Annotated in this window: 20 protein-coding genes, 1 tRNA gene and 4 pseudogenes; 16 read left to right on the forward strand and 9 right to left on the reverse strand. The window is 67.8% G+C overall.

What is annotated here, in order from left to right:
• Nucleotides 1-133: 133 nt before the first annotated feature.
• Nucleotides 134-679: a hypothetical protein gene (locus tag ACH4EB_RS19420; RefSeq protein WP_398348763.1), complete on the reverse strand. Its 546-nt coding sequence runs from the start codon at nucleotides 677-679 to the stop codon at nucleotides 134-136.
• A 349-nt stretch (nucleotides 680-1,028) separates the two neighbouring features.
• The gene (locus ACH4EB_RS19425) at nucleotides 1,029-1,268 is read right to left on the reverse strand and encodes a hypothetical protein (RefSeq protein ID WP_398348764.1); all 240 of its coding nucleotides are present in this window, start codon (nucleotides 1,266-1,268) and stop codon (nucleotides 1,029-1,031) included.
• A 1,076-nt stretch (nucleotides 1,269-2,344) separates the two neighbouring features.
• Between ACH4EB_RS19425 and ACH4EB_RS19430 the strand changes: the two genes are divergently transcribed.
• Complete coding sequence (locus tag ACH4EB_RS19430) at nucleotides 2,345-3,574, forward strand: amidohydrolase family protein (protein ID WP_398348765.1); 1,230 nt, start codon at nucleotides 2,345-2,347, stop codon at nucleotides 3,572-3,574.
• A 276-nt stretch (nucleotides 3,575-3,850) separates the two neighbouring features.
• Here ACH4EB_RS19430 and ACH4EB_RS19435 read toward each other — a convergent pair whose 3' ends face one another.
• On the reverse strand, nucleotides 3,851-4,006 hold the full coding sequence (locus ACH4EB_RS19435) for a GntR family transcriptional regulator (protein WP_398348766.1): 156 nt from the start codon (nucleotides 4,004-4,006) through the stop codon (nucleotides 3,851-3,853).
• 412 nt (nucleotides 4,007-4,418) lie between these two features.
• On the opposite strand from ACH4EB_RS19435, the gene ACH4EB_RS19440 reads away from it, so the two are divergent.
• Both ACH4EB_RS19440 and ACH4EB_RS19445 read left to right on the forward strand, forming a co-directional pair.
• Nucleotides 4,419-5,180 carry a GntR family transcriptional regulator gene (locus ACH4EB_RS19440; RefSeq protein ID WP_398348767.1) on the forward strand — a complete coding sequence of 254 codons (762 nt, stop codon included), beginning with the start codon at nucleotides 4,419-4,421 and terminating at the stop codon, nucleotides 5,178-5,180.
• A 45-nt stretch (nucleotides 5,181-5,225) separates the two neighbouring features.
• A complete protein-coding gene (locus ACH4EB_RS19445) occupies nucleotides 5,226-6,149 on the forward strand; it encodes an FkbM family methyltransferase (protein WP_398348768.1) in 924 nt (307 codons plus the stop codon).
• Nucleotides 6,150-6,218: 69 nt separating this feature from the next.
• Here ACH4EB_RS19445 and ACH4EB_RS19450 read toward each other — a convergent pair whose 3' ends face one another.
• The 5 genes from ACH4EB_RS19450 to ACH4EB_RS19470 all read right to left on the reverse strand — a co-directional run bounded on the left by ACH4EB_RS19450 (nucleotide 6,219) and on the right by ACH4EB_RS19470 (nucleotide 11,038).
• On the reverse strand, nucleotides 6,219-6,944 hold the full coding sequence (locus ACH4EB_RS19450; RefSeq protein WP_398348769.1) for a hypothetical protein: 726 nt from the start codon (nucleotides 6,942-6,944) through the stop codon (nucleotides 6,219-6,221).
• A gap of 2 nt (nucleotides 6,945-6,946) precedes the next feature.
• Nucleotides 6,947-7,618 (reverse strand): hypothetical protein, encoded by a 672-nt coding sequence (locus tag ACH4EB_RS19455; protein ID WP_398348770.1) that lies wholly within the window; start codon nucleotides 7,616-7,618, stop codon nucleotides 6,947-6,949.
• Nucleotides 7,615-8,832 carry a putative T7SS-secreted protein gene (locus ACH4EB_RS19460; protein WP_398348771.1) on the reverse strand — a complete coding sequence of 406 codons (1,218 nt, stop codon included), beginning with the start codon at nucleotides 8,830-8,832 and terminating at the stop codon, nucleotides 7,615-7,617. Before ACH4EB_RS19460 ends, ACH4EB_RS19455 begins: the two co-directional genes overlap by 4 nt.
• 656 nt (nucleotides 8,833-9,488) lie before the next feature.
• Nucleotides 9,489-10,247: a glycosyltransferase family 2 protein gene (locus ACH4EB_RS19465; protein ID WP_398348772.1), complete on the reverse strand. Its 759-nt coding sequence runs from the start codon at nucleotides 10,245-10,247 to the stop codon at nucleotides 9,489-9,491.
• A gap of 2 nt (nucleotides 10,248-10,249) precedes the next feature.
• Nucleotides 10,250-11,038, reverse strand: coding sequence for a GntR family transcriptional regulator (locus ACH4EB_RS19470; protein ID WP_398348773.1), 789 nt, complete (start codon nucleotides 11,036-11,038; stop codon nucleotides 10,250-10,252).
• 800 nt (nucleotides 11,039-11,838) lie between these two features.
• Between ACH4EB_RS19470 and ACH4EB_RS19475 the strand changes: the two genes are divergently transcribed.
• From ACH4EB_RS19475 to ACH4EB_RS19520, 10 genes and pseudogenes are all read left to right on the forward strand, one after another.
• Nucleotides 11,839-12,072: a hypothetical protein gene (locus tag ACH4EB_RS19475; RefSeq protein ID WP_398348774.1), complete on the forward strand. Its 234-nt coding sequence runs from the start codon at nucleotides 11,839-11,841 to the stop codon at nucleotides 12,070-12,072.
• Between the two features lie 13 nt (nucleotides 12,073-12,085).
• Nucleotides 12,086-12,988 (forward strand): hypothetical protein, encoded by a 903-nt coding sequence (locus ACH4EB_RS19480; RefSeq protein ID WP_398348775.1) that lies wholly within the window; start codon nucleotides 12,086-12,088, stop codon nucleotides 12,986-12,988.
• A 531-nt stretch (nucleotides 12,989-13,519) separates the two neighbouring features.
• Nucleotides 13,520-15,717: pseudogene (locus ACH4EB_RS19485) on the forward strand (cell division protein FtsK).
• Nucleotides 15,718-15,816: 99 nt separating this feature from the next.
• Complete coding sequence (locus ACH4EB_RS19490) at nucleotides 15,817-16,068, forward strand: hypothetical protein (RefSeq protein WP_398348776.1); 252 nt, start codon at nucleotides 15,817-15,819, stop codon at nucleotides 16,066-16,068.
• A 30-nt stretch (nucleotides 16,069-16,098) separates the two neighbouring features.
• Nucleotides 16,099-16,283 (forward strand): annotated as a pseudogene (locus tag ACH4EB_RS19495) (hypothetical protein).
• 8 nt (nucleotides 16,284-16,291) lie between these two features.
• Complete coding sequence (locus ACH4EB_RS19500; protein WP_398348777.1) at nucleotides 16,292-16,897, forward strand: hypothetical protein; 606 nt, start codon at nucleotides 16,292-16,294, stop codon at nucleotides 16,895-16,897.
• Between the two features lie 4 nt (nucleotides 16,898-16,901).
• Nucleotides 16,902-17,303 (forward strand): hypothetical protein, encoded by a 402-nt coding sequence (locus ACH4EB_RS19505; protein ID WP_398348778.1) that lies wholly within the window; start codon nucleotides 16,902-16,904, stop codon nucleotides 17,301-17,303.
• Between the two features lie 227 nt (nucleotides 17,304-17,530).
• Nucleotides 17,531-19,383, forward strand: a pseudogene (locus ACH4EB_RS19510) (DUF3987 domain-containing protein).
• Nucleotides 19,384-19,799: 416 nt separating this feature from the next.
• A complete protein-coding gene (locus ACH4EB_RS19515; RefSeq protein WP_398348779.1) occupies nucleotides 19,800-20,000 on the forward strand; it encodes a helix-turn-helix domain-containing protein in 201 nt (66 codons plus the stop codon).
• 68 nt (nucleotides 20,001-20,068) lie between these two features.
• Nucleotides 20,069-21,178: pseudogene (locus ACH4EB_RS19520) on the forward strand (tyrosine-type recombinase/integrase).
• Nucleotides 21,179-21,229: 51 nt separating this feature from the next.
• Here the strand turns inward: ACH4EB_RS19520 and ACH4EB_RS19525 are convergent.
• A tRNA-Thr gene (locus tag ACH4EB_RS19525) sits at nucleotides 21,230-21,303 on the reverse strand.
• Nucleotides 21,304-21,480: 177 nt separating this feature from the next.
• On the opposite strand from ACH4EB_RS19525, the gene ACH4EB_RS19530 reads away from it, so the two are divergent.
• The 3 genes from ACH4EB_RS19530 to ACH4EB_RS19540 all read left to right on the forward strand — a co-directional run bounded on the left by ACH4EB_RS19530 (nucleotide 21,481) and on the right by ACH4EB_RS19540 (nucleotide 24,090).
• Nucleotides 21,481-22,617, forward strand: coding sequence for an ABC transporter ATP-binding protein (locus ACH4EB_RS19530; RefSeq protein ID WP_398348780.1), 1,137 nt, complete (start codon nucleotides 21,481-21,483; stop codon nucleotides 22,615-22,617).
• Nucleotides 22,618-22,911: 294 nt separating this feature from the next.
• Complete coding sequence (locus ACH4EB_RS19535) at nucleotides 22,912-23,331, forward strand: hypothetical protein (RefSeq protein ID WP_031004864.1); 420 nt, start codon at nucleotides 22,912-22,914, stop codon at nucleotides 23,329-23,331.
• 30 nt (nucleotides 23,332-23,361) lie between these two features.
• Nucleotides 23,362-24,090 (forward strand): NDP-sugar synthase, encoded by a 729-nt coding sequence (locus tag ACH4EB_RS19540; protein WP_398348781.1) that lies wholly within the window; start codon nucleotides 23,362-23,364, stop codon nucleotides 24,088-24,090.
• The last annotated feature ends 134 nt before the right edge of the window (nucleotides 24,091-24,224 follow it).

Consider the following 24,224-nt stretch of genomic DNA (forward strand, 5'->3'; position numbering starts at 1 on the left):
GAATCGGCGGCCGTTACGGCCCGACTAACGCCTCCTGGGCCTACCCGTTCGCGTGGCGGGTCCGGACGCAGCGATACGGGGATTCGAGTGCTTGATCCATCGGTAGACATCGACTCACACGAGCCGGCGCTGTTCACGTGTCGGCGTTGTCTCGTGCCAGCCGAGGTGGCGGTAGCAGCAAGTCGCGCTCTGGATGCTTGCTGCCGCTGACGCTGCCCTGGACGCCCAGGTCCGCACGGGCCGCTTCGTGGAAGTCGTTGATGGCGCGGAAAACGGCTCGGTTTCGGTCTCGCCACTGCTGCAAGGTGCCGGCCGTCTTACCTGCGGCCTGCCAGTCGACTTCGAGGGCTACGGCGTTGAGTTCGTGGGCGGCTTCGACTACGTCGTCGCCGCCCAGCAGCATGACGCGCTCGAATCGGCCTCGGAGGCGTCCGGCCTCCGCTACGTCCGCGAGCAGTTCCTGCTCCGGCTTCTCCACCTCCCGCATCCCTTCGCGCTGCTCGTAAAGCTGGGCGGCCAGGAAGATGCAGGCTCGCATGCGGTCGATGTAGCTCTCGTAGGCGCTGAGCTTCTTGTCGTCCCACCGGGTCCTGAGCTGGTACCTGTTGCGGCTCCGCTCCATGAGAAAGTTCGCCACGTAGGAGCTCATCGCGCCCAGGAGCACAGCAGCGATCGTCACGAACTGCTCAGTGGTCCCCAAGCCAACCCCCGGACACGGAACTTGTGTTGTCGTGTTGAGGAGTTTATGAGTGCGGAGGGCCGCGTGGGGCGCGGTGGTGTCAGCCTGCGCCGGGGGTAGACAGGCAATCGGTACGCGCGTGGGACGCAACGATGTGCAGCCCGGTTCCCAGTGGAGCTAGGGCTGGGAACCGGGCTGCCGCTGCCGGGCTCAGCCGACACCGCCTCTCGGCCGGTGGAGCCTCGGTGACGACGCTCGGCGGTGTCGGGGGCCGTCGAGCAGGCACACCGAGAGGTTTGGAGACCAGGGGCGGCCAGGCCCGTACCAGCTCGCCGGCCCCCGGTCGGTCTTAGGCGGGTCGGTCGGCGGGGCTGTCGTCTGGCCGAGCGTTGAAGTACTGGAACGCGATCAGCTCGTACCTGGTGCACGTGGACAGACCTGCGTGCTTCAGGCACCAGAGCTGTGCCTCATCGGACGTGTTGGTGTCGGTGGACTGGGCGAAGCACTTCAGGCACTTCGCGTAGTAGCGGATCTCTGTGTCGGGAGCGGCACTCAGCGTCCACTCGGTGAAGCGGTAGGTCGACCTCATGTCGGCTCCCCTGCCGACCGCGGGGAGATCCCAAGGTCGTCGTCGGAGTCGTCGTCATCGTCCTGCTCAGGATGCGTTCACCGCGGCTGTCTGCGACTCGTAGCGCATCGGACAGGGCTTCGCGCAGCCGACGGGCCAGGAAACGGAGCTCGCCCGGCGACGCCTTGGGGTCGTCCAGCAACCGGTCGGTGTGGCCGAGGATCTCTTCACCGATGTTGAGCTGTACCTCCTCCATGCTGTCCGCCAGGCGCGAGACGAAGCCGGGGGAACCGTTCGTCGCTACGTAGCACTGCTGCCCGTCCGGGCCGGACCAGGGAAGCAGCCGCAGCCCCGATGCGGTGCTCATGGCGCCACCTGCACACCGTGAATCCGGTACGGGTCCACGTCGACGCCGTGGACGGCCAACCACAGAGCTCGGCGACGTTGCCGCTGTAATCGTTCCTTTTCCTGCTGTTCGTACGCGATCAGGTACGGGCGGATGAGGGCAACGTCTTCGCCTCATAGCGGCAGGGCATGGCGGGTGGGCCGGCGGCTGGTCAGTACGGGGTCCGCGGCAGGGAGGAATCGGGTAGCGCCTGCGCGATGGCGCCCTTGGCTAGGGAGCAGCCACTGAAGGAGCGACTTGATGAAGCGAGCGGTACGGTGCGGCATGTTGACCTGCACTCTCAGGTTGGCCACACCCCCGGGCCGTTCGCCGCGGCCGCGGGGGTCTCTGTCGTTCAGGTGTCAGGAAGCTTGGGACTTGAGTGATTCGCGAGGCCTGATCACCGTTAGGTCGTACGCGGTGCTCGGCGGTGTCAGACGGCAGCTTCAGCACGAATCGATCACGCAAGGTAAAGTTAGTTAACTAGCGGAGTGATCGGTGGCAATCCTGCCAGCCCCCTTCGCCTTTTCGGCCTCCGGCCAGCCAGGCTCACCTCAGGGCTCCGGACCTCCAACCCGGTAGCGCTCGGTGGCGTTCCGCCACCGAGAAGGCGGTATCCGCGACGGCTTGTTGCTTGTACAGGACGTCTATACCCTCGACCTGACGGGTCGTCAGGTAAGTCGCCGATGCGGCGACCGCTGAGAGGGGCCTCATGACTGGCCAGACGAACGGCACCACCGAAACCATCGAAATCCCCCGCGTGATCAGCGTGGACGACCACGTGATCGAACCGGCGCACCTCTTCGAGGCCTGGCTGCCCGCGAAGTACCGCGAGCTCGGGCCGCAGCCGTTCACCGCCGGAATCGGCGAGCTGGCGTACGTCGGCGGCAAGTACAAGTTCACTACGGATCCGGCCGGCCATCTGACCGACTGGTGGCGGTACGAGGGAGATCTCTTCCCGTACAAGCGGATCATCGCGGCCGTCGGCTTCTCAAGGGACGAGATGACGCTCGACGGCATCACCAGGGGGCAGATGCGGCGTGGCTGTTGGGACCCGAAGGCGCGCCTCGCGGACATGGACCTCAACCATGTCGAGGCGTCGCTGTGCTTCCCGACCTTCCCCCGGTTCTGCGGGCAGACGTTCGCCGAGGCCCAGGACAAGGAAGTCGGCCTGGCGTGCGTCCGCGCGTACAACGACTGGATGGTTGAAGAGTGGTGCGGGGACAGCGGCGGGCGGCTGATTCCCCTTTGCCTGATCCCGTTGTGGGACGTCGAACTGGCAGTGCAGGAGATTCGGCGAAACGCTGCCCGAGGGGTGCGGGCCGTGACGTTCAGCGAGATCCCCACCTACCTGGGGCTGCCGAGTATCCACTCGGGTTACTGGGATCCATTCTTCGCCGAGTGCGAGGTGACGGGGACGGTGGTGTGCATGCACATCGGTTCGTCGTCGCAGATGCCGGCCGCCTCGCCCGATGCTCCCCCAGCCGTGCAAGCGTCGCTGTCCTTCAACAACGCCATGGCGTCGATGATGGACTTCCTCTTCAGTGGCGTCCTGGTCAAGTTCCCTCGGCTGAAGCTGGCGTACGCGGAAGGGCAGATGGGCTGGATCCCGTACGCCCTGGAGCGCGCGGACGACGTGTGGGAGGAGCACCGCGCCTGGGGCGGCGTACGCGATCTGATCCCCGAGCCGCCCTCCACGTACTACTACCGGCAGATCTTCTGCTGCTTCTTCCGCGACAAGCACGGCATCGCCTCGATCGAAACGGTCGGCGTCGACAACGCCACCTTCGAGACCGATTACCCACACGTCGACTCGACCTGGCCGCACACCAAAAAGGTGGCCGCGGAGCACGTGGCCGGCCTGCCTCCGGACGTGGCTTACAAGGTCCTCCGTGGGAACGCGATCCGTATGCTCGACCTGGACCTCGACAAGACGCGGTGACGGCCGAGGAACAGGTGCCGGTTCGCTCTCGCGGCAACGCAACAAGCACCTGGTCGGCGGATGCTACTCCGGACCAACTTCGACGCCTGCGGATTCAGACCGACGGGCGCCCGGTTGATTCAGCTCCGAAGCGAGCGGAGCTGACCGTCGAGGCGGCCGCACCGGTGGGCTGTCCCGGTACAGCCGCCCCGCATGGTGATACTTCAGCAGGGCTGGCGCGTACGTACGCACGGCGTGGAGTACGCCGCCGCCACGCGGTCCCCGGACATCACCAGGTCAGCCGTCTCCACCACCGTGCCGCACGGTCGGCAAGCCGACACGGTGCTGGAGCGCGAGGGCGCTCTCGGAAGGCAATCGCGCGGCGGCGGGTAGGGCCCCGTCCTCGATCTGCTTGCGCATGTCCGCGGCGATCTGCTCATACCGATTAGCCATGCGGGGTCATCGCCTCCTCGGGCTCGGATGCAGGGAATCTCCTCTTGCCGGTGTTCACGGGTCCATGTCCTCGTCGCGTCTGCTGGGAGCTGTCCGACCCGGCATCGTCCAGACGAGGGCCCACCCGGTGAGCCCGTGTTCGTCGCCTCGGAGGCCGAATCGGTCAGCGCGATCTAATGCGGCAAGGAGGGCCTGCCAGCGTGTTGGGGACGGCTCGTCGGGCACCTTGGTCACGACGTGGATCCGGGTGAGGCGACGATGAACGTGCGGCTCGTAACCAGCCGCGGTGAGCCGTGCCGCGATTTCCTGCGCTCGGGATGCGGGTGCAGGCACGACGGGTCCTCCGTTGCAGATGAATCACTCACTGTGAAACTGGTTAACTAGGCTAGAGCTAGTGGACTAGATTTGCCACATGCCTGAGCAGCCTCCTTACCTCGCCGTCGCTGACCGGCTCCGGCAGAGCATCGCCAACGGCGACTGGTCCCCCGGTGATCGGCTCCCGTCGCGCGCACAGCTCGCCGGCGAGTACGGGGTAGGAGACAACGTCATCCGCCGCGCGCAGGAACTCCTGATCGCTCAGGGCCTCCTGGAAGGGCAAGCTGGATCCGGCACCTACGTGGCGGAGCCTCGCCAGCGGCTGCGCATGGTCCGGTCCTGGTCGCGGGAGCAGCGCGACGGGTCACCGTTCCGCGCTGACATGGCTGGGCTCGGGAAGCGCGGTACGTGGGAGCACAGCACCGAGGCGAAGGTTCCGGCCCCGCGCGAGATCGCGTCGCGCCTCGGTATCGCCGAGGGAGATTTGTGCGTCCGCACGGCGTACGAGTTCCTCGCCGACGGGAAGCCGGTGCAGTTGTCGACCAGTTGGGAGCCGTACAGCATCACTGAGGGAACGATCGTGGTGCTGCCCGAAGGCGGTCCGTACACCGGCCGAGGTGTCATCGAGCGCATGGCCGCTATCGGCGTCATGATCACTCATGCCGTCGAACAGCCGGAACCCCGGCGGGCCACCGCTGCGGAGGCGAACCTACTCGGCATCCAGAAGAGCGCGCTGGTGACGCACATTCGGCGTACGTACATCTCGGAGGACGGCCGGCCGGTCGAAACGGCGGACATCGTCGTGCCGGATGCGTACTGCGAGATCGTTTACGAGGTGCCGATCAAGCGCCATACGTAGGGTGATCCGATCCGCACGGCCAGCTCAACTTCTTCGGGGGCTCAGGTGACTTCTCTCCTCACGCAGTTCAAGTTCGACCTCTCCCGCTGGTACGTGCGCTACGCCCCGGGCACGCTCGGCAAGGTCGGCATCGTGGAGTCCTACCTGAACGCCGGTCTGCGCGACCATCCGCGCATCCGCAGGGCCCGTACGCGCTTCGGCGCGACGTTCGTCACCGACACCCAGGACCTGATTCAGCGGTACATCTACGTCTTCGGGGTGTGGGAGCCGCACCTGACGCGTTGGCTGGAGCGTCGGCTCCGGCCTGGTGACGTTTTCGTGGATGTCGGGGCGAACGTCGGCTACTACAGCTTGCTGGCCTCGCGGTTGGTCGGTGAGAAGGGGGCTGTGGTCGCTCTGGAGGCGTCCCCTGACTACCACCGTGTGCTGCTCAAGCAGGCGGCGATCAATGGGTGCGAAAACGTTCGTGCGGTGAACGCCGCGATCTCGGACCGCGAGGAGATGCTCACTTTCATCCTCGCGAGCTCGCACAACATGGGCGCCAACAGCATCGTGCCGTATGCCGGTGAGGCCGAATCCACCTTCGAAGTAGCTGCTCAGCCGCTGTCGGACGTCCTCAGTGCCGAGGAGATCGCGCGAGCGCGGGTGATCAAGATCGATGTGGAAGGGGCTGAAGGCTCCGTTGTGCGGGGGCTGGTCCCGCTGCTCGACCAGCTTCGGCCCGACGCGGAGCTGGCCATCGAGGTGACACCGCAGCGGATGCTCGAACTCGGGGAATCGGCCGAGGAACTGCTGGGCGCACTGCGGGCGAACGGATTCCACATGTATCGCCTTCCGAACGACTACGCAGCCAGCCGTTACCCGGCGGCCTTGCGACGCGAAGCAGAGGTGCCGATCCGGTGGCGGGAGCCGATCACCGAGGAGAGCGAACTGCTCTTCTCCCGCGTTGACGCCGAATACCTGCCGTAGGCCCCAGGGGGGCGGAGCAGTGATCGCGCTGGCACGCCAGCACGTCAGCTACTCGACTCCGCCATAGGCTCAGCCGAAGGGTGTCGCGGGTGCTTTGCCATCAGCGTGGGTCTGGCCGGGTGAGGGCTTTTCTGGGGGGCCCACAGGTGTCCTCGGTGAGGTGGGCTGAGGGCTCGCCTCAGGCAACGTGTGATCCGGCTCGTCGAACGTCACGCTGTTCAGCAGTGCCACGATGTCGGAGCAGTACGCGTCCCAATGGCCCTCGCACGGCGTCGTGAGGTTGAAGGAGACGAGACACTGCTCCTGGCCCTCCACTCCCTCTGGCACCGGCAGGTACACCTGCATTTCTGCCATCGGCAGGGTCAGCTCTTCCCCCGATGCGGAGGTCTCAGCGGGGATGTGGAAGCCGTTCACGCCCGTCAGCACCGCGGCAGGACCGACCGGGGTGTCGAATACCGTTCCGGCCCAGGAATCTCCCCGCGCGGCGACGAGAGCGCGCACCATGCCGTCCGCCGCGATTGCCGCATCCCCGAAGGCGAAGGGCGTCACCGCGACAAGCAAGGTGCCGAGGGACAGTTCACCTTCGTAGGCGCGCAGGCAGGTACCGGCGTACAGCGTCCCGGACTCTTCGAGTGCCTGCGACACTTTCTGCAGGTTGCTCACAAGGTTCTCGTAGGCCGCGGGCCTCGCTTCGAGAGCTTCCCGTGACACGCGCGTGAACAGTTCCTGTCGCGCTTCTTCGGCAGTCATCCCTATGGGGATTTCCGTGAAGCCCGCAGGTGCGATGAACTCCAACTCTAGCTTCCCATCTGGTCGTTGTGCGGCCCTGCGGGAGGGGGAGGAGGGGAAGGGGGCGGGACAGGGAACTGGGTTGCCTGCTGACGGCGGTAACGCTCAAGCAGCCGCAGGTTCTCTTGATGCCAGCGCCTCGTGTACCGCGGGCCGAGGGCGGCTGCGGCCAGGCACAGAAGGCCGACGAGGCAGGAGCCCACCGTGGCCGGCACCGTCTCGCGAACGGCCCACGCCAGCGCGAAGAATCCTGCGGCGAAGACGCAGCACACGCTGATGAGCTGTGCCGGATGCCACCCCTCATAGGCTTTGACCTGCCTCTGCGCACGCGCAGCGCGCTCCGGGGGGATCAGCGGCGAGTCGGTGGCCGCGGACGGACCGTGGGGTACAGCTCCTGGCCAAGGCTGAGCGACGGCGCTCCACGAGCCGGCCGCCTGCACGCGCTCCAGGGCCGCCTGGACACGCTGCCGGGCCGCCGGACTGTCGTCGCGAGTGAAGAGCAAACGACGCTGCCCTCGTCCGTAAGGCTCATCCGCGCTGAGCGCATAGCCCAACTCCGCGCCGATCCAGGTAAACTGATCAGCTCGCATCGCCCCGAACCCGGTGAAAACGATTTCGACAGTCGGGCGTCCGTCGAATCGTGCTGCTACCGCCGCCTCGTCCTTCATCTCTTCGCTCACCCGCCGTCAGTGGTTTCCTGGTCTTTCGCGCTGCCCTTCTTCCACGCGTTCTCCATGGCAACCAGAAGAGGGCCGCCGCCGGGAATTCCCATCTCCACGGCCTGACGGCGGTTCGTCGGCTTGAAGTTCTCGAACACTGATGGGTCCCCGAATAGACCTGCCCAGGAGTCGACCAGCCCGAAGTTCGAGGCCGCGTCCGCCGCACGGCTCTTGAAGATCGCGGTGCCCAGCTTCCCTCCGACGCGAACGGCGCCACCGAACGGGATCGTGCCCAGCGCATCCTGCGCCAGCGTCCGGTTCGACACGACGTCTTCGCCGCCCGCCATGCGAGCTGTTCCGTGGAACACGAGCGCCCCCGCCGCGAAGCCGGACGATGTGACCTCCAGGCCCGCGGCCAGCGGGCCGAGAACGATCTCAGAGGGAGGAAAGACGAGGCCGAGAGCAGCGATACCCACTCCGGCAGCGCCGAGTATGGCGCTGACCGTCGACAGGACATCACCGACAGCAGCGATGGCATTGGCGTGGTTCTTCACCCAATCCCAGGCTTGGTGCGCCAGAAGGGAATTGGCCTCGGCGAGCGACTTGATAGCGTCACCGATTCGATCTAGCAGCCCTGGTTCGTCGGGAGCTTCTTCCGAGGCTTTGCGTACGGCCTCGGCGATCTTCTCCGCTGCCTCGTCATGCTGATGCTTGAGACGTTTTGCGTCCTCGATGAGGGTGTTGAGGGCGTTCCTGGCAGCATCAAGCTCCTTTACTGCCTGGTTCAACCGCTGCTCGGCACTGTGCAGCTCTTCATCGGTGTCGAATGTCTGCCCCGCCAGTCCCAGGTTCGGGTTCCCCTCCGCGTCCCGCACACGAGACCGTGCGGTTACCGCGCGAGCCTCCAGGTCCGCCGACCGGGACTTCATGCTGCTCAGCTTCGCGGACCACTCGTTCAGATGGAAACCGCAGTCATAGAAGCTTTGCGTCGCGGAGTCGACCAGCTTCGGCAGTTCCTTCACCTGTGCGGAGAAGGCGTCTGCGGCAACTCCCTTCCACGCATCTCCGCCACGGGATATGGAGTTCAGGGTCTGCCAGACCGAGCTCAGGTTTCTGTGCGCCTCGAACGACTGATCCGTGAGTGCACGCACCGCCGAGAGGTTGCCGGGGGTCGGATCGAAGCCGATGCCCGGGAACCCCGCAGCCTCGGAAGGTATCTTCCCACCGCCACTCATGAGCCCTCCCTACCTGCCTACCCGAAGACTCGGGACGTGGCACCGGATGTTGAATGCGGCGACGAGGAACCGGGAGAAGTTCCCTCAAGGCCCTTGGCGAACGCTTGCTGAATTCCCGTCTCGCAAGCTCGGTACGATTCCGCAGTGGCCTCCACTGACCCGCGTATCGAGTTCGCCAGTCCGGCGATCTGCCCGATTCCATACTTCCACTTCGACTGAAAGTCCGAACAGGCGGAATCCAAGGAGTCGTGCCCCAGCTGCCCTGCGGTGGCTTGGTCCATCTTGCGCGTCACGTTCCGCATCCCGGTGACGCTCTCGTCGAGCTTTCGCGAGATGGAGCCGAGTTCGTACACATCGACTTTGAAAGTCCCCGGCAAGAGAGCCCTCCCCCTTACTCCTGCGCCTATCTGCCGTACAGGCAGAGCAGCCTAACAGCGACGAGATCCCGGCACGGCGGGGAGGGCCAACCATTACCACGCCTTAACGGAGGTAGTGGCGCCACTGAGGCCGTGGTGCAGCTATCCAGCCTGTTCCGAGCACCGTCGAACCACCATCGCGACATGGCATTGTCGTGTCGGGTTCCGGGCTCGGCGACCAGATAGCGAAGAGCGGCTGCGGGGAGCTTCGGCACCCCCGCAGCCGCTCTCAAGTCGTGTCTATGCGGCCCCGTACCGCCAATCCTTCATCGCCGCCAAAACCCGAGCCCGTGCTTCCACAACCGCAAACCGAGCCTCCCGCTCACCTTCCTGAACGTGGGCCGCCTGGCTAGTCGCCTGCCCAGGCCACTTGCGGTACAGCAGCCCCGTCTCGGCGGAGAAGTGGCCGCGGCTGACCGCGCTCAGGGCCATCAGCAGGCCCGTGTCCTCGCTCGCCGGCAGGGCCATCCATCCGCCAAGCGCCAGGAGCAGGTCGCGGCGCATGAAGAGGGTCGCCGGGTGGACCTGGGCGCGGTAGTTGTGGGCCTTCCAGTGCTGGAGAACGGCGCCGCGTTCGATCGGGCCCTCGGGTGGGTCCTGGTCGAAGCCGACGGTGGAGCCGTCGGGGAGGAGGTCCAACACGCGGGACGTGGCCCAGCCGAGCGTCGAGTCGGACGTGAGGGCCTGGAGGTCGCGTGCCAGGGCGCCCGGGGTCAGCATGTCGTCGGCGTCCAGGACCTTGACGTACTTGCCCTCGGCGCGGGACAGGCCCAGGGTGCGTGCGACCGCGGCGCGGCCCTGTCGGCCCTGGCCGAAGGAGATTCGCGGGTCGTCGGGCAGGTGGGGCGTTACACCGTCGGTCTCGCCATCTTCCTGGATCACCCACTGCCAGTCCCAGCCGTCGGGCAGTTGCTGCTCGGTCAGCGACTTGTACGCGTCGGCCAGGTACTTCGCGGCCGGCGGATGGACGGCCGTGATCACGGTGATGAGGTTCGTCATTGTCACCACCGGTCCAGACGGGTCGTGAACACCAGCTCGGTGCGGTCGCCGGGCATGATCACGTCGGAGACGTCCACCACCCGTCCCTCGGTGTCGATGGAGATCTTGCGGAGCACGATCACGGAGACGCCCTTCTGGAGGCCGAGCTCCTCGGCCTCCTCTGATGTCGGAGGCCGGGCCGTTATCCGCTCGACGATGTGGTCGAGCTCGATGCCGATGGTGTGCAGCTGGCTCTGCGTGCCACCCGGCCAGGGCTCGTTGGACTCGTCGAGGAGGTCCGGGTTGGCCGCCACCACGTCGTGGACGAGGTGGGAACACACGAGGCTGAAGGCCGCGTCCCCGTCACGCGGGTAGGTGCGGTAGACGCGTTCGAGCAGCCGGGTGCCTACGGGGACGGCGAAGGCTGCGGCCAGGTCCTCGTCGGCCTTCGTTTCGCGGTACCGGGCCTTGAAGACGAGATCAGAGACGGTGAGTCCGGTGTCGTGCTCGGTGGCGCCGGTCTGCTCTCGCTCGTTCTGCGCCGCGCGCGCCCGGTCCTTCTCCCACTGGTGACGCTCGTTGGTGCGCTCCACGCGCTGCGGAGGCTTACGGACGAAGTTGCCGACTCCGTGCCGCTTGTCGATCAACCCCTCGGCCAGCAGCTCGCCCAGCGCGTCGCGCATTGTCGGAACGCTGGTCTTGTACTGCTTCGCGAGTGTGGTCTCCGCCGGCAGACGCTCTCCCGGCTTCAGATGGCCTGCGCGGATGTGCTGACGCAGCTCGTCAGCGATCCGCTCGTACTTCTTGGCCATGTGGTGCTCACCGTCCCTGATCGTTGGACGGTTTCAGCATAAGTCCTCAAGAGGAGTTGACGACATCAGGAGCGGGCCGTATGTTCATGACCGCTCCTTAAGAGGAGTAGAGGACAAGAGGTCTTCAAGATCTGTTGTGCCGCTCGCCCATGCCTGCCTGCACCGGCAGAGCCGCGCGAACCCGCAGTGCGCGCGCCCGGAGACCTCCGCGAAACGGGGTCGAAGGAAGCGTCCGTTCCTTGAGAACTGAATGGCACGGCGCCTGGCAAGCAGACCGTGCCCGTACCAGTGGTTTTGGCCCTGGCGCCCCCTCACGGAGGCGCCGGCGGCCATGGCCACTCGTCCACGAACGAGCGATCGCCGCAGTCCTGGCTGATGCCGGCACGCGGCTTGCTCCCCCTTGCTCCACACAGATCTGCCGGAGCGCCGGCACTCCCGTGCAAAGGACAACGCCGTCGCCCCGGGTCTCCCTGCCAGTCCGAACAGATCAGGAGAGCACCCATGAAGCATCGGTTCGGCAGCCACCAGTTCGTCATCGACGACGTAGAGCTGTCCCTCGGCACGCCGCCTGAGCTGTGGCTCGGCGTCGACAGCGGTCGACGGCAAGAGCCCGGAAGAGCGCGCGGCGCGGTTGGAGGCGGCTCGCGGAATCCTCGCCGACGACCCCGAGCTGCTCGACCTTGTCACCCGGATCACCGTGGCCGCGATCGAGGCGGACGCCCCGACCTGCTGGGCGCCGCGCCCAGCGGCAGCGTCCGCGTCGTCGGCCGACACACGACGTACGCGGAAGGACTTCCCCTGTGAACGGTTACTTCGACTACGAGGAGACCGAGTACGACTTCACGCCCCTGGATGCCGAGGTGAAGCCGGCCGCATCGAAGTGCGACCGGTGCAGGTTCCTGCCGGGTGAAGCCGTCGCTGTCGGTCCGCTGTTCGCGGTCTGCGCCTGCTGGATCGGGCAGGGTGCCCCCGCGGAGGAGTGCGAGTGCGGCCCCAAGGGTGGGGAGGTGACGGGTGGCCACGCCCCCGACTGATTCAACGGTTCCGTTGGAAGGACTCAGCCCGCTGACCGCAGTGACGGAGCCGGAGGCCGTAGCGGCTCGCCGAGCGATCGAGCAGTTGGAGAAGGTCGGGCGCCTGGTGACCCGTTCCCTCCTGGTGCTGGGGTTCGGGGCGCTGGTCTTCACCTGCGTCAACGTCACCACGTTCGCCGTCCAGCATCACGTACCGGGCTGGGTGGCCTGGATGCTCGACCCGCTTGCCTCGCTGGCCCTGCTCACCGTCCTGTACGTCGACGGGGTCCTGGCCGAGCAGGGCGACTACCGGGCGAGCGGGTGGCCGTTCGTCCTGCGCTGGTTCGCAGGGCTGTCGACCTGGATCATGAACTGTTGGCAGTCCCTGTACCCGGATGGCGTTTTTCGGCTTGTCCCTGAGCAGGCGGATGCCGGCGGTCTGCTGCTTCACTCGGTGGCTCCGTTCCTGCTGATCATCCTGGCCGAGGCGTCCGCCGGGTACCGCACGTACCTCGCTGCCAGGACGGCCGCTCACCGCACCACGATCCGCGCATGGGAAGACGCCCTCGCCGCCGACGGTGCCGCCCGCGAGCGGCAGGCGCAGGAAGAGCGCGAGCGAGCCGAAGCAGCCGAGCGCGAGCAGGCTCGCGAAGCGGCTCGTGTCGCGCGGCGACAGGACGAGCGTGAGACGGAACGCGAGGCGCGCGAGCACTCCGCACGTCTGGCTCGCGAGGCGCAGCAGGCGGAGATCGAGAAGGCTCGCGAGCTGGCCCGCATCGAGCAGGAGAAGGAAGAGCGCGCCGCGCGCGAGAAGCGGAGCGTCTGCGCGTCGATGCGGAAATCGAGGCGGCCGAGCGGGATCGTGCTGCTGAGCGTGAGGCTCTGCGTATCAAGGCGGAAGCCGAGGCCAGGGCTGCTGAAGAGGCCGAACGCGTGAAGCGGGAAGCTACTGCCGAGCGGCGTGAGCGTGCTCAGCGCAGCCGCGCCAAGCACCATCGGAACAGTACGAACGATGGCTCGAAGGGCGGTCTCGCGGCTGCCTCGAATTCCGATGACCCCGGCTCGAAAAGTGAAGGGCGCGTGCCGCGCCAAGTCCGAGCGGCATAGCGAGAGAAGGCCGAATGCGAGGCTGCAGCAGCGATCTTGGACGACCGTACGCCAGATCCGATTGCGCTCGCTCAGAGGTACGGCCTCGGCGAAACGTGGGGCGGCGACCGTGTCCGTGCGGCCCGGCGGCGCCTCGAAGAAGAAGCCGGCTTCGAGGAGACGGTCATCTTCTCGGTTCTCGAAGCCGAGTGTGGCGCGGCCGAGGCGCCCGCAGAGCTCCAGGCCCAGGGGCCCGGACGTAGAGCCAGTCAGCCAGTCACTCGATAAACCAGCAACAAACACGTCCATCGGCGTGAACCCGGTGGTCTACCGTTCAAAGTTTCCCACCGGGCTCTGCCGCTCCCCCAGCAATGGAGGAGCGATGCACATCGTGTCCGATGTGGTGACGACTGACCACAGCGACCAGCACGACGAACCCGATCGCGACCCTGCCGAGGTCGTGAACATCACCAGTAAGCGACCTGGCGCAGAGAAGGAGAGTCAGCCCGCGCCGGCGGGCGAACCGATCATGGTCGACGGCCCGCAGCCCGAAGGGCCCGGCTACCTGGGACGGCTGAAGGGCGCCAAGAGGCGGGCGATCGTCCCCTTGTGGCTCAAGAGCCAGCAGGAGTTCGCCACCGCGCTGAAGTGGATGTCCGCACACTACGGGCACCTGATCGGCTTCCACGGCCTGCGGTCCCCGGTTTACGCCGGAAAGCTCGTCCTCCAGTCGCCTCGCGGCACGGCGAAGTTCATCGCCGGCACGCTGCGATGGGTCTCTGACGCGGAAGGCGAGCCGGTCCGGGCCGCTTCCGTTCAGCGTGAGGACGCCGTCGAGTACCTCAAGCTTTCCCGCCAGCGCGACGGCCGCGTACGGATGCGTACGTTGCTCGCGCTCCTGGCCGCCCTCGTTGGGCTCGGTGCGGCACTGAAGCTGTACGTGCCGGCTCCAGGGTGGCTGCAACTGGTGTCAGTGTCGGCGCTGATCTTGGCGCTGGGCTCGGTAGGAACCGCGGCCGATGTCCCGGTCGCCACCCGCGCCGTCGAGATGCCCAAGGTGCAGCGTCTGACCTCGGACATCGTCCTCCGGGCGCTGGCCTCCCTCAGCATTTCTCAGATCAACCAGGCGGTCGCCAAGGGCCGACCCGGCATGGTCTTCACTTCGCCGATCACCCGGGACGGCCCCGGGTGGAGGGCGGAGGGCGATCTCCCGTACGGCGTCACCGTCTCCGACGTCATGGACCGCCGGGACCGACTCGCCTCCGGCCTGCGCCGTCCGCTCGGCTGCGTGTGGCCCGAGGCCGTACCCGACGAGCACACCGGGCGCCTGGTGCTGTGGGTCGGCGACCAGGACATGAACAAGGCCCAGCAGCCGAAATGGCCGCTGCTGTCCGGTGGCCCGGTCGACCTGTTCGCGCCGCAGGCATTCGCCACCGATCAGCGCGGACGCTGGGTCGCACAATCCCTGATGTGCATCTCCGGCATCGTCGGCGCCGTCCCCAGGATGGGGAAAACCTTCCTCCTCCGGCTGCTCCTGCTCATCGCCGGCATGGACCCGCGCGCCGAGATCCACGCGTACGACCTGAAGGGCACCGGTGATCTATCCGCCCTCGGCCGCAACGCGCACCGCTACCGGGCCGGCGACGACGAGCAGGACATCGCGTACGCCCTGGCGGACCTGCGGGAACTGCGGACCGAGCTGAGGCGCCGGGCCAAGGTGCTGCGGAACCTGCCGAAGGACATCTGTCCGGAGTCGAAGGTCACCTCGACGCTGGCCAACATGAAGCAGTACGGGCTGCACCCCATCGTGGTCGGCGCCGACGAGTGCCAGGTGTGGTTCGAACACCCCAAGTACGGGGCGGAGTTCGAGGAGATCTGCACCGACCTCGTAAAGCGCGGCCCCGCACTCGGGATCACGCTGCTGCTGGCCACTCAGCGGCCGGACTCGAAGTCGCTGCCCACCGGCATCAGCGCGAACGCCACCGTGCGGTGGTGCCTGAAGGTCATGGGTCAGATCGAGAACGACATGGTCTTGGGCACCGGCTCGTACAAGCGCGGCATCCGCGCCAACATGCTGGCCTGGACCGACAAGGGCATCTGCTACTTCGTCGGCGAAGGCGCGGACGCTCGTATCGTCCGCGACGTCTACATCGACGCGCCCACCGCGGACGTCATCGCCCTGCGCGCGTACAAGCTGCGCAAGGAAACCGGCACGCTGTCGGGCCACGCCCTCGGTGAAGATCCTGCGGCCGACGCGTCCGCCTCCTTCGAGCTGCTCGCGGACATTCTCGCGGTCACGAAGGCCGAGGAGCCCAAGCTGTGGAACGAGGTCGTGGTGGCCCGCCTCGCGGAGCTGCGCCCCGATACCTACGGCGGGTGGGAGGCAGAACAACTCACCGCAGCTCTCAAGCCGTTCGGTGTCCCGAAGGGTCAGGTCTGGGGCAGACCGCGGACGGCCGGAAGGCCAACCGGCGCGGCATCGAGCGCGCCAAGGTCACCGCAGCAGTCGCTGAGCGTGACGGATCGCGAGTCGCGAGCCAGCCGTGGAACGTCGCTGGACCTAGCGGCCCGCCCTGCTAGGTCCAGCGGCCCCGCTAGCGATCAAAACAATCCCTGATCAGGCCACTAGTCCCTTGCGGCCTTCCCTCTCATGTCCGGAAACGGCCCTGGAGGCCCGTAATGACCCCTGCTCTGGCCGCTATCACCCTCATCCTCTCCTTCACGCTGTGTTACGCCGTGCTCTGCGCGATCAGCCCGTTCGGCAACTGCCGCAAGTGCAGCGGTTTCGGCTTCCACTTCAAGCCCGACCGCAGGGGACGGCTGAGGCCCGGCAAGGTCTGTCGGCGCTGCCGCGGCGACCGCAAGCGGATACACGTCGGCCGCCACCTCTACAACCTCGCTGTCCGCATCCACCGCGACGGCACGCGCTGACGACGAACCGCTCCGCCGAAGGGAACCTCGATGGCCATCACCGTCTCGCTCGTCGCCCTGTTCGGGCTCGTGCTGTTCTTCCTGCTCCGCTCGAAGTCGCTCAGTTACGGCGCGGCCTTCATCGCCGTCATGTTCGGCTTCTCCCCGCGACGGGCGCCGCCGGCCCCATGAACCAGCTCACCAACGCTGTCGTCGGCGCGATCCGCAACCTTTAGGAGACGCCGTGCACCCCGCTCCTCCCGCGCGGCACTGGCTCGCCGCGGCCGCGCCCAAGGCGGCGCCTGTCGTCGGCACATCGACGGTCTGCGCCCTGGCCCGCATCTGGAACGCGAACGGCGCCGAGCACTCCGTCGGCAACGCCTGGCTGATGGGCGTTCTCGCCGGCGCTGCCGCTGCGGCGGGCGCGGTCTCCGCCCTCGGCTACAGCAGCGACCCGATCATCACGGGAGCCGCGTTCGGCGCGTCCGGTGCTCTCGCCTTGGCGGGGGTGGCCGCGTACTCCGACGGCTGGTCGCTGCCGCTGCTGCTGTGGGCCATCGCCACCGTGATCGCGTGCGCCCTCGCCCACCGCCACTGGCGCGTGGACCGCCGAGAGGCCACCGCGTACGAGCGTCGCCTCACAGAGAAGCGCGAGGACCACGCCCATGTCGAACGCGTCGAAGCGATGCGCGGCCAGGCCCAGATCACCGTCGCCCGCGAGCAGCACGCCTACGCGGACAGTCTCGCCGCCGCCATAACGGCCCGTGCCCCCCTCCCCGACTTCAACGCCGCAGCTCTGGCCCAGGCGGGGCTTCCCGAGTTGCCCAGCGTCTGCATCACGGAGGACTGAGTACATGCCCAACCCGCACCACAGCACGGGTCCGGACACCCCCGACGCCATCCCGGCGTACGACGACGCGCCGACCATCCTCGCCGAGATGCGCTGGGTCACCGACCAGGTGGCAGCCCGCCCCTCGGGCACCGGGCTGAGCCGCGAGTTCTGGCTCCGCAAGGCCGCCCTCCTGGACCGCATCGCGCTCAGGGAATCGGCGGAGTGCACGCCGGCGGACGCCGCGGAATCCAACGCCGCCGCGGCCAAGGCAGCTCACCGGCTTGCCCAGTACGACCGCGAGCGCGGCGGCGGCCCGCTCGGCACGACCAACGAACCGATCCCGCCGGACTCCCCGCCCTGGCACCCGAGCTTCCGCCCGTACGTGCGCCAGGAGTACGCGGCCTGGCTCCGCATGACCTGCTGAACCACTCCTTGGACACGCCAAGGCGGCGGCACTCCCGTGCAAGGACACACCGCCGCCCTGGCTCTCCCTGACCGTCCCGAAGGACCAACCAGGAGCACCAAGCATGACACCTGAGCCCCCCGCCTGCGCAGTACGGCACCGTGCTGCCGATGCGCGGCGGTAGTGCCCCCATCGAAAACGCGCCGCCGAACGACCTCGAAGCGGAACAGGCGGTCGTCGGCGCCATGATGCTCGCCCCGGATGTCATCGCCGAGGTCAGCGCGGTCATGGCCCCCCGACCACTACCGTCCGGCCCACGAGACCATCCATCAGTCGATCCTCGACCTGCACGGCCAGGGCAAGGCGGTCGACCCGATCACCCTCGCCCACTACCTGGACCGGACCGGTGTCCTGGCCAAGGGCGGCGGCAAGTCGTACCTGCACACCCTGGTTCAGGCAGTGCCCACGGCCGCCAACGCTGCGTACTACGCCGAGATCGTGCGCGGCAAGGCTCAGCCCCGCCGCAGCATCGAGGCCGGTACCCGCATCGTGCAGGCCGGGATGACGCCGGACACCACGGACGAGGATCTGCGCGCGGCCCTGGCTCTGGGCACCGAAACGGTCCCCGACACGTGGTCGGAGCCCGTTCCCCTCAGCCACCGGCCCGAGCTCCCGGGCTTCCCGACCCGCGTCTTCCCTGACTGGCTCGCGCAGTACGTAGCAGCCGTCGCCGAGGAGACTCAGACCCCGCCCGACCTGGCCGGCGCTCTGGCGCTCTCGGTCCTCGCGGCGGCAGCAGGCGGGCGCACGGTAGTCCAGGTACGAGGGCGCTGGCGCGAGCCCACCAACCTCTTCGTCGTCGTGGCGCTCGGCCCGGCCAACCGGAAGTCGGCTGTCTTCTCCGCCACGACCGGTCCGCTCTACGAGGCGGAGAAGCTGCTCGTGGCCGAGGCCGCTGGGCGCATCGTCGAGGCGGAACTCGCCGCGAAAATGGCCCAGGAAGCCGCCGACAAGGCCGCAGCCAAAGCTGCCTCAGCCGCCGGGCCGGAGAAGGACGGCCTGGTCGCCGAAGCCATCGGCCTGGCCCAAGCAGCCGAATCTCTCACCGTCCCCGCACGCCCCCGCCTGCTCGCCGACGATGCCACCCCCGAAGTGATCGCCACGCTGCTGGCCGAGCAGGGCGGGCGCCTGGCCGTCATGTCCGCGGAGGGCGGCATCTTCGACATCACCGCCGGCCGCTACTCCGGCACCGCCAACATGGAGGTCTTCCTCGAAGGCCATGCCGGAGACCGTCTCCGGGTAGACAGGCGCAGCCGCGAGGAGTACGTCGATGCCCCGCCCTGACCATGGGCCTGGCCGTCCAGCCCGCCGTCCTGGAGGACATCGGCAAGAACCGCGGCTTCGACGGCCGCGGCCTGCTCGCCCGCTTCCTGTACGCCCTGCCCGAGCCCCTGGTCGGTTACCGAACGATCAGCCCCGACCCGGTCCCCGAACCTGTCGCGACCCGCTACGAGCACAACGTCACCACCCTGACGCTGTCCCTCGCCGACTGGACCGACCCCGCCGTCCTCCAGCTCGCCACCGAAGCCGACGGGGTGCTGAAGACCTTCGAGCACCGCATCGAGCCCCAGCTCCGCGCCAAGGGCGGACGGCTGGGCCACGTCGGCAAATGGGCAGGCAGCTCATCGGCGTCACCGCCCGCATCGCCGGCCTCCTGCGCCTGGCCGAACACCTCGATGGCGCGTACGGCAAGCCCATCAGCGAAGCCACGATGACGGCCGCCATCGAGCTGGCCGACTACTTCACCGACCATGCCCTGACCGTCTTCGACCTGTTGGGTGCCGACGCCACCCAGGCTCGCGCCCGCACTCTCCTCGAAGCCCTGGCCGCCAACGGTTGGGAGAGCGTCAGCCGCCGCGACCTCTTCGCCAAGCTGTCCCGCTCCGAGTTCCCCACCGTCGCCGGTCTGGAGCCCGCCGTCGCCCTGCTCGAAGAACACGGCTACCTCCGCATCGAAACCCCGCCCCGGGCCGGCAAGCGTGGGCGCCCGCCGACGCCTCGCTACCGCATCCGTCCGCAGGTCCGGGAGGGGCAGGTATGAGTGCAGGACCAGCGCCGAGCACGCAGAAACCGCAGAATCGCAGAAACCCTCGCGGCTTACGGCCTGACCAGGGGCAAAGCGTCCGACACAGCCCTGGCACTCACCCGCCACAGAAACCCGCGGAAGTCCCGCAGAAACCCACTGAGTCGCCCAGCTCCGGCGGACGCCGCGTCCCTCCCGCCATTTCTGCGAAGATTCCGCAGCTTTCTGCGGGCCCCACCCGCACACCCGCAGCGCAGCAGGTCAGACAGCCCGCCACCGCCTTTCTGCGGTTTCCGCGGTTTCTGCGGCGACCCCGTAACCGCGAGGCGCCGCCCATCCCCGTCACAACGCAAGGAGGCTCTACGCAACGTCCGCCGAACCTCACCCTGGTCGACTCGCCGAGCACCGTACGGACAGCCATGGAGGTCCCGCCGATGAATAGCGCCCCCACGCCCGTCATCCCGCTCCTCTACGCCCCGGAACAGGCGGCCAAGGCCCTGGGATTCGGTCGTTCCACCATCTACGCGCTCATGGCTGAAGGCGAGTTGCCCTACGTGAAGCGGGGCCGCTCGCGCCGAATCCGCGTGGCCGACCTCGAAAGGTACGCGGCCAACCTCGAAGTTCAGCACGCCTGATACGCGAGCCTCGAACGACGGCCCGGCGCATCCGTGTCCCGGGTCGCCGGCGCCTTGAAGGAGCAGGAGTGAGCCCTCGCAGGCCGAACATGGAATCGTCCATCTACCCGGGTAGCGACGGCTGGTGGCATGGCCGCGTGACGATGGGCGTGAAGAACGACGGAAGCCCCGACCGGCGTCACCGGCGTGCCAAGACCGAAGCCGCGGTACGTCGCAAGGTGAAGGAGTTGGAAAAGCTCCGCGACGAGGGACGGGCACCCAAGGCCGGGCGAATCCCGACCGTCGAGCAGTGGATGGAGACATACCTCAACACGATCGCGATTCGAAAGATCAAGCCGCGAACCTGGGACGACTACTGGTCCAAGACGCGCAACGACATCAATCCGCACATCGGTAAGCACCGCCTTGACCGCCTCCGCCCCGAGCACCTGGACCAGCTCTACACCGACCTGCTGGCCCAGGGGCACGCCCCTTCTCACGTACTCAAGGTTCACCGGACGCTGTCGCGTGCCTTGAAGATCGCCCATCGCCGCGAGCTCATAGGGCGCAATGTCGCCACCCTCGTAGACGCTCCCTCGGTGGAAGAGACAGAGGCCAACCCCTTCACGCAGGAGCAGGCGAAGGACTTCCTGCGGACAGCAGCCAAGCGACGTACCGCCCTGCGCTGGGGATTCGGTATCGGTCTCGCCGTCCGGCAGGGCGAGACACTGGGGCTTCGCTGGTCGTACCTGGACCCGGACACCGGCGAGTGCCGTACGGAATGGCAGCTCCAGCGGCTTACCTGGCGGCACGGGTGTGCGAACCCGCACGCGTGCGGAGCACGCCGGCACCGCTTCGACGCCTGCCCGGCCGACTGCATGCGGCACAGGAGCTACTAGCGAGGCTGCCCGAAACCGTGTGCCAAGAACTGCACGAAGCACGCCAGCGCGTGTCCTGAGCGGAAAGGCGGGACGATCCTGAACGAGCTGGGGGTCAGCATGCGCACGATCATGGAGATCATGGGTCACACCCACCTGAGTACGACCCGCCGCTACGTGAAGTCGACGGACCCACTGGCGCAGGAGGCCGCGCGGCGAATCGGTGAGGCGCTCTGGCCGCAAACCGAGAAAACTGAGACCAGGACTGAGACCACGAGCACCAAGAACGCACGGGCCCGGCGCCGTCGCCGGATCAAGTAGCAGCAGAAAGCCCCAGGTCACCGATGGCGACCTGGGGCTTTTCTCTCTCTGAGCCCCCTGTCGGATTCGAACCGACGACCTACGCTTTACAAGAGCGTTGCTCTGACCGGCTGAGCTAAGGAGGCGTGCCTGGTGCAGTGTACCCAGGCACGCAGCCTACCTGGCGCCGTTATTTCGTGACCCGCGGGCTACTGACACCGGGCGTCGGCCCGGGTAGCGTCACGGGCAGTCCGCAGCAGTGGACTACACCACTCCTTTTACTCGGATCGTCCGGCACGTTCCTGCCGGTGAAGGGACACATCATGGCTACGGTCACGTATGACCAGGCGACCCGGATCTACCCGGGTTCCGAGAAGCCCGCCGTCGACAAGCTGGACATCGAGATCGAGGACGGCGAGTTCCTCGTCCTGGTCGGGCCCTCCGGGTGCGGGAAGTCCACGTCGCTGCGGATGCTGGCGGGGCTGGAGGACGTCGACGGCGGCTCGATCCGGATCGGGGAGCGGGACGTCACCCACCTGCCGCCCAAGGACCGGGACATCGCCATGGTGTTCCAGAACTACGCGCTGTATCCGCACATGACCGTCGCCGACAACATGGGCTTCGCCCTGAAGATCGCGGGCGTGAACAAGGCGGAGATCCGGCAGAAGGTCGAGGACGCGGCGAAGATCCTGGACCTGACCGAGTACCTGGGCCGCAAGCCGAAGGCGCTCTCCGGTGGTCAGCGGCAGCGTGTCGCGATGGGCCGGGCGATCGTCCGGGAGCCGCAGGTGTTCCTCATGGACGAGCCGCTGTCCAACCTGGACGCCAAGCTGCGCGTTCAGACCCGTACGCAGATCGCCGGCCTGCAGCGCCGCCTCGGGATCACGACGGTCTACGTCACCCACGACCAGGTCGAGGCCATGACGATGGGCGACCGGGTCGCCGTCCTCAAGGACGGGCTGCTCCAGCAGGTCGACTCGCCGCGCAACATGTACGACCGGCCCAGCAACCTCTTCGTCGCGGGCTTCATCGGCTCACCGGCGATGAACCTGGTCGAGGTGCCGATCACGGACGGCGGCGTGAAGTTCGGCAACAGCGTCGTGCCGGTCAGCCGGGAGGCGCTGGCCGCGGCTGCCGACAAGGGTGACCGTACGGTCGCCGTCGGCGTCCGGCCCGAGCACTTCGACATCGTCGAGCAGAACGGCGGCGCGGCCCAGTCGCTCTCCAAGGAGGCCGCGGACGCTCCGGCGGGCCTGGCCGTCACCGTCAACGTCGTCGAGGAGCTGGGCGCCGACGGGTACGTGTACGGGTCCGCGGTCGTCGGTGACGAGCACAAGGACCTGGTCGTCCGCGTCAACGGCCGGCAGGTGCCGGAGAAGGGCACCGAGCTGCATGTCGTGCCGCGGCCGGGCGAGACGCACGTCTTCTCCACGTCGACGGGTGAGCGACTGAGCGACTGAGCGAGTCGTCCCTTCCCTCAGCCGCCGGGTGCTTCAGCGGCTGAGGGAAAGGGCGAGACGGGCGGCCGAATGGCTGAGCGGCCCGGTTCGCTTTGCGTGCGGCGGTGTCGGTCCTCCGGGGCCGGCGCCGCCGCTTCGCGTGCGGGTCACCGTACGCGCCTTGTCGACAAATACCCCGGCAGAGCCGTCATTTCGAGCCCGTACGTCAACATCACGCGCGCACATCGAGCGAAAACATCCCTCGATTCGGTGACTAAATGTCGCCAAATCATCACTACTCGCTACCATCGCCCCGTGAACTCCGCAGCCCGCCGTATCGGCCGAACCCTCGCCCTTGTCCTTCCCGTCGTGCTCGTCCTGTCCGGGACGCTCGCGGTCACCCGCGTCCCCTGGGCGTCGCCGGGTACGGACTCGCAGATGCTGACCGCGTCCTCCGAGAACGCCTCCACCAAGGCGGGTTCCCGGGCGCCCCAGGACGTGCTCCGCGACCGCCTCCTGGTGGAACTCCAGGAGAAGAACCCCGGTGTCGCGCTGACCCACCTCCAGGAGGAGACGACCAAGCGCCCCTCGCTGGCCAAGCACTGCGTGGCCATCGCGCGCGCCCTCGGCCGTGCCGCGGTCGCCAAGTACGGCGGTGCGGCGCACCGAGCGCAGGCCTGGTCCCGGCCGGTTTGCGATACGTCGTTCGCCACCGGCGTCGCCTCCGTCCAGTGAGCCCGGCTCGCACCGCATAGGGTGCGACCCATGACAGCCCCGTACCCGCACCCCACGCAGGCCGTGGTCCTGGCCGGAGGCCAGGGTTCGCGACTCCGCCCGTACACCGACGACCGTCCCAAGCCGATGGTCGAGATCCCCGGCACCGGGACCCCGATCATCGGCCACCAGCTCGCCTGGCTGGCCGCCGAGGGCGTCACGGACGCGGTCGTCTCCTGCGGTCATCTCGCCGAGGTGCTCCAGGACTGGCTGTCCCAGGCACAACTTCCCCTGCGTGTCACGACCGTTGTCGAGACCGAACCACTCGGTCGCGGTGGCGGTCTCAAGTACGCCGCCGCCTCGCTGCCCCGGCCCGAAGAGCCCTGGTACGCGACCAACGGTGACATCTGGACCCGCTTCTCGCTGCGCGAGATGGCGGACTTCCACCACGAGCGCGGCGCGGACGCCACCCTCGCGCTGGCCCGGCCGCGCATCCCCTGGGGCGCCGTGGAAACCGACGAGTTCGGCCACGTCCTCGACTTCATCGAGTCGCCGCCCTCCCCTTATCTGATCAACGCCGGTGTGTACGTCTTCTCCGCCGCCTTCACCGGGCTGCTGCCCGCGCGCGGGGACCACGAGCGCACCACATTCCCCCGCCTGGCCCGGGAGCGCCGACTGGCCGGCTTCCCGCTGCCGAACGGCGCCTACTGGCGCGCCATCGACACGGCCAAGGACCTCACCGAGGCAGCCAAGGAACTCGGCGCGCAGCAAAGGGGTTGAGGGTGAGGGGCGCGCGGGCGAGGGGTTGCGGGCCAGGACCGGGGTGGAAGTCAGGCTGAGGGGCGGGGTGAAGGCCGGAGCCGGGGCGAAGGCCGGAATCCGGCCCCAGCGCCCCTCCGCCCACTCCTCCTCCA

The organism is Streptomyces sp. NPDC018045, from assembly GCF_044327445.1.
Taxonomy (GTDB): domain Bacteria; phylum Actinomycetota; class Actinomycetes; order Streptomycetales; family Streptomycetaceae; genus Streptomyces.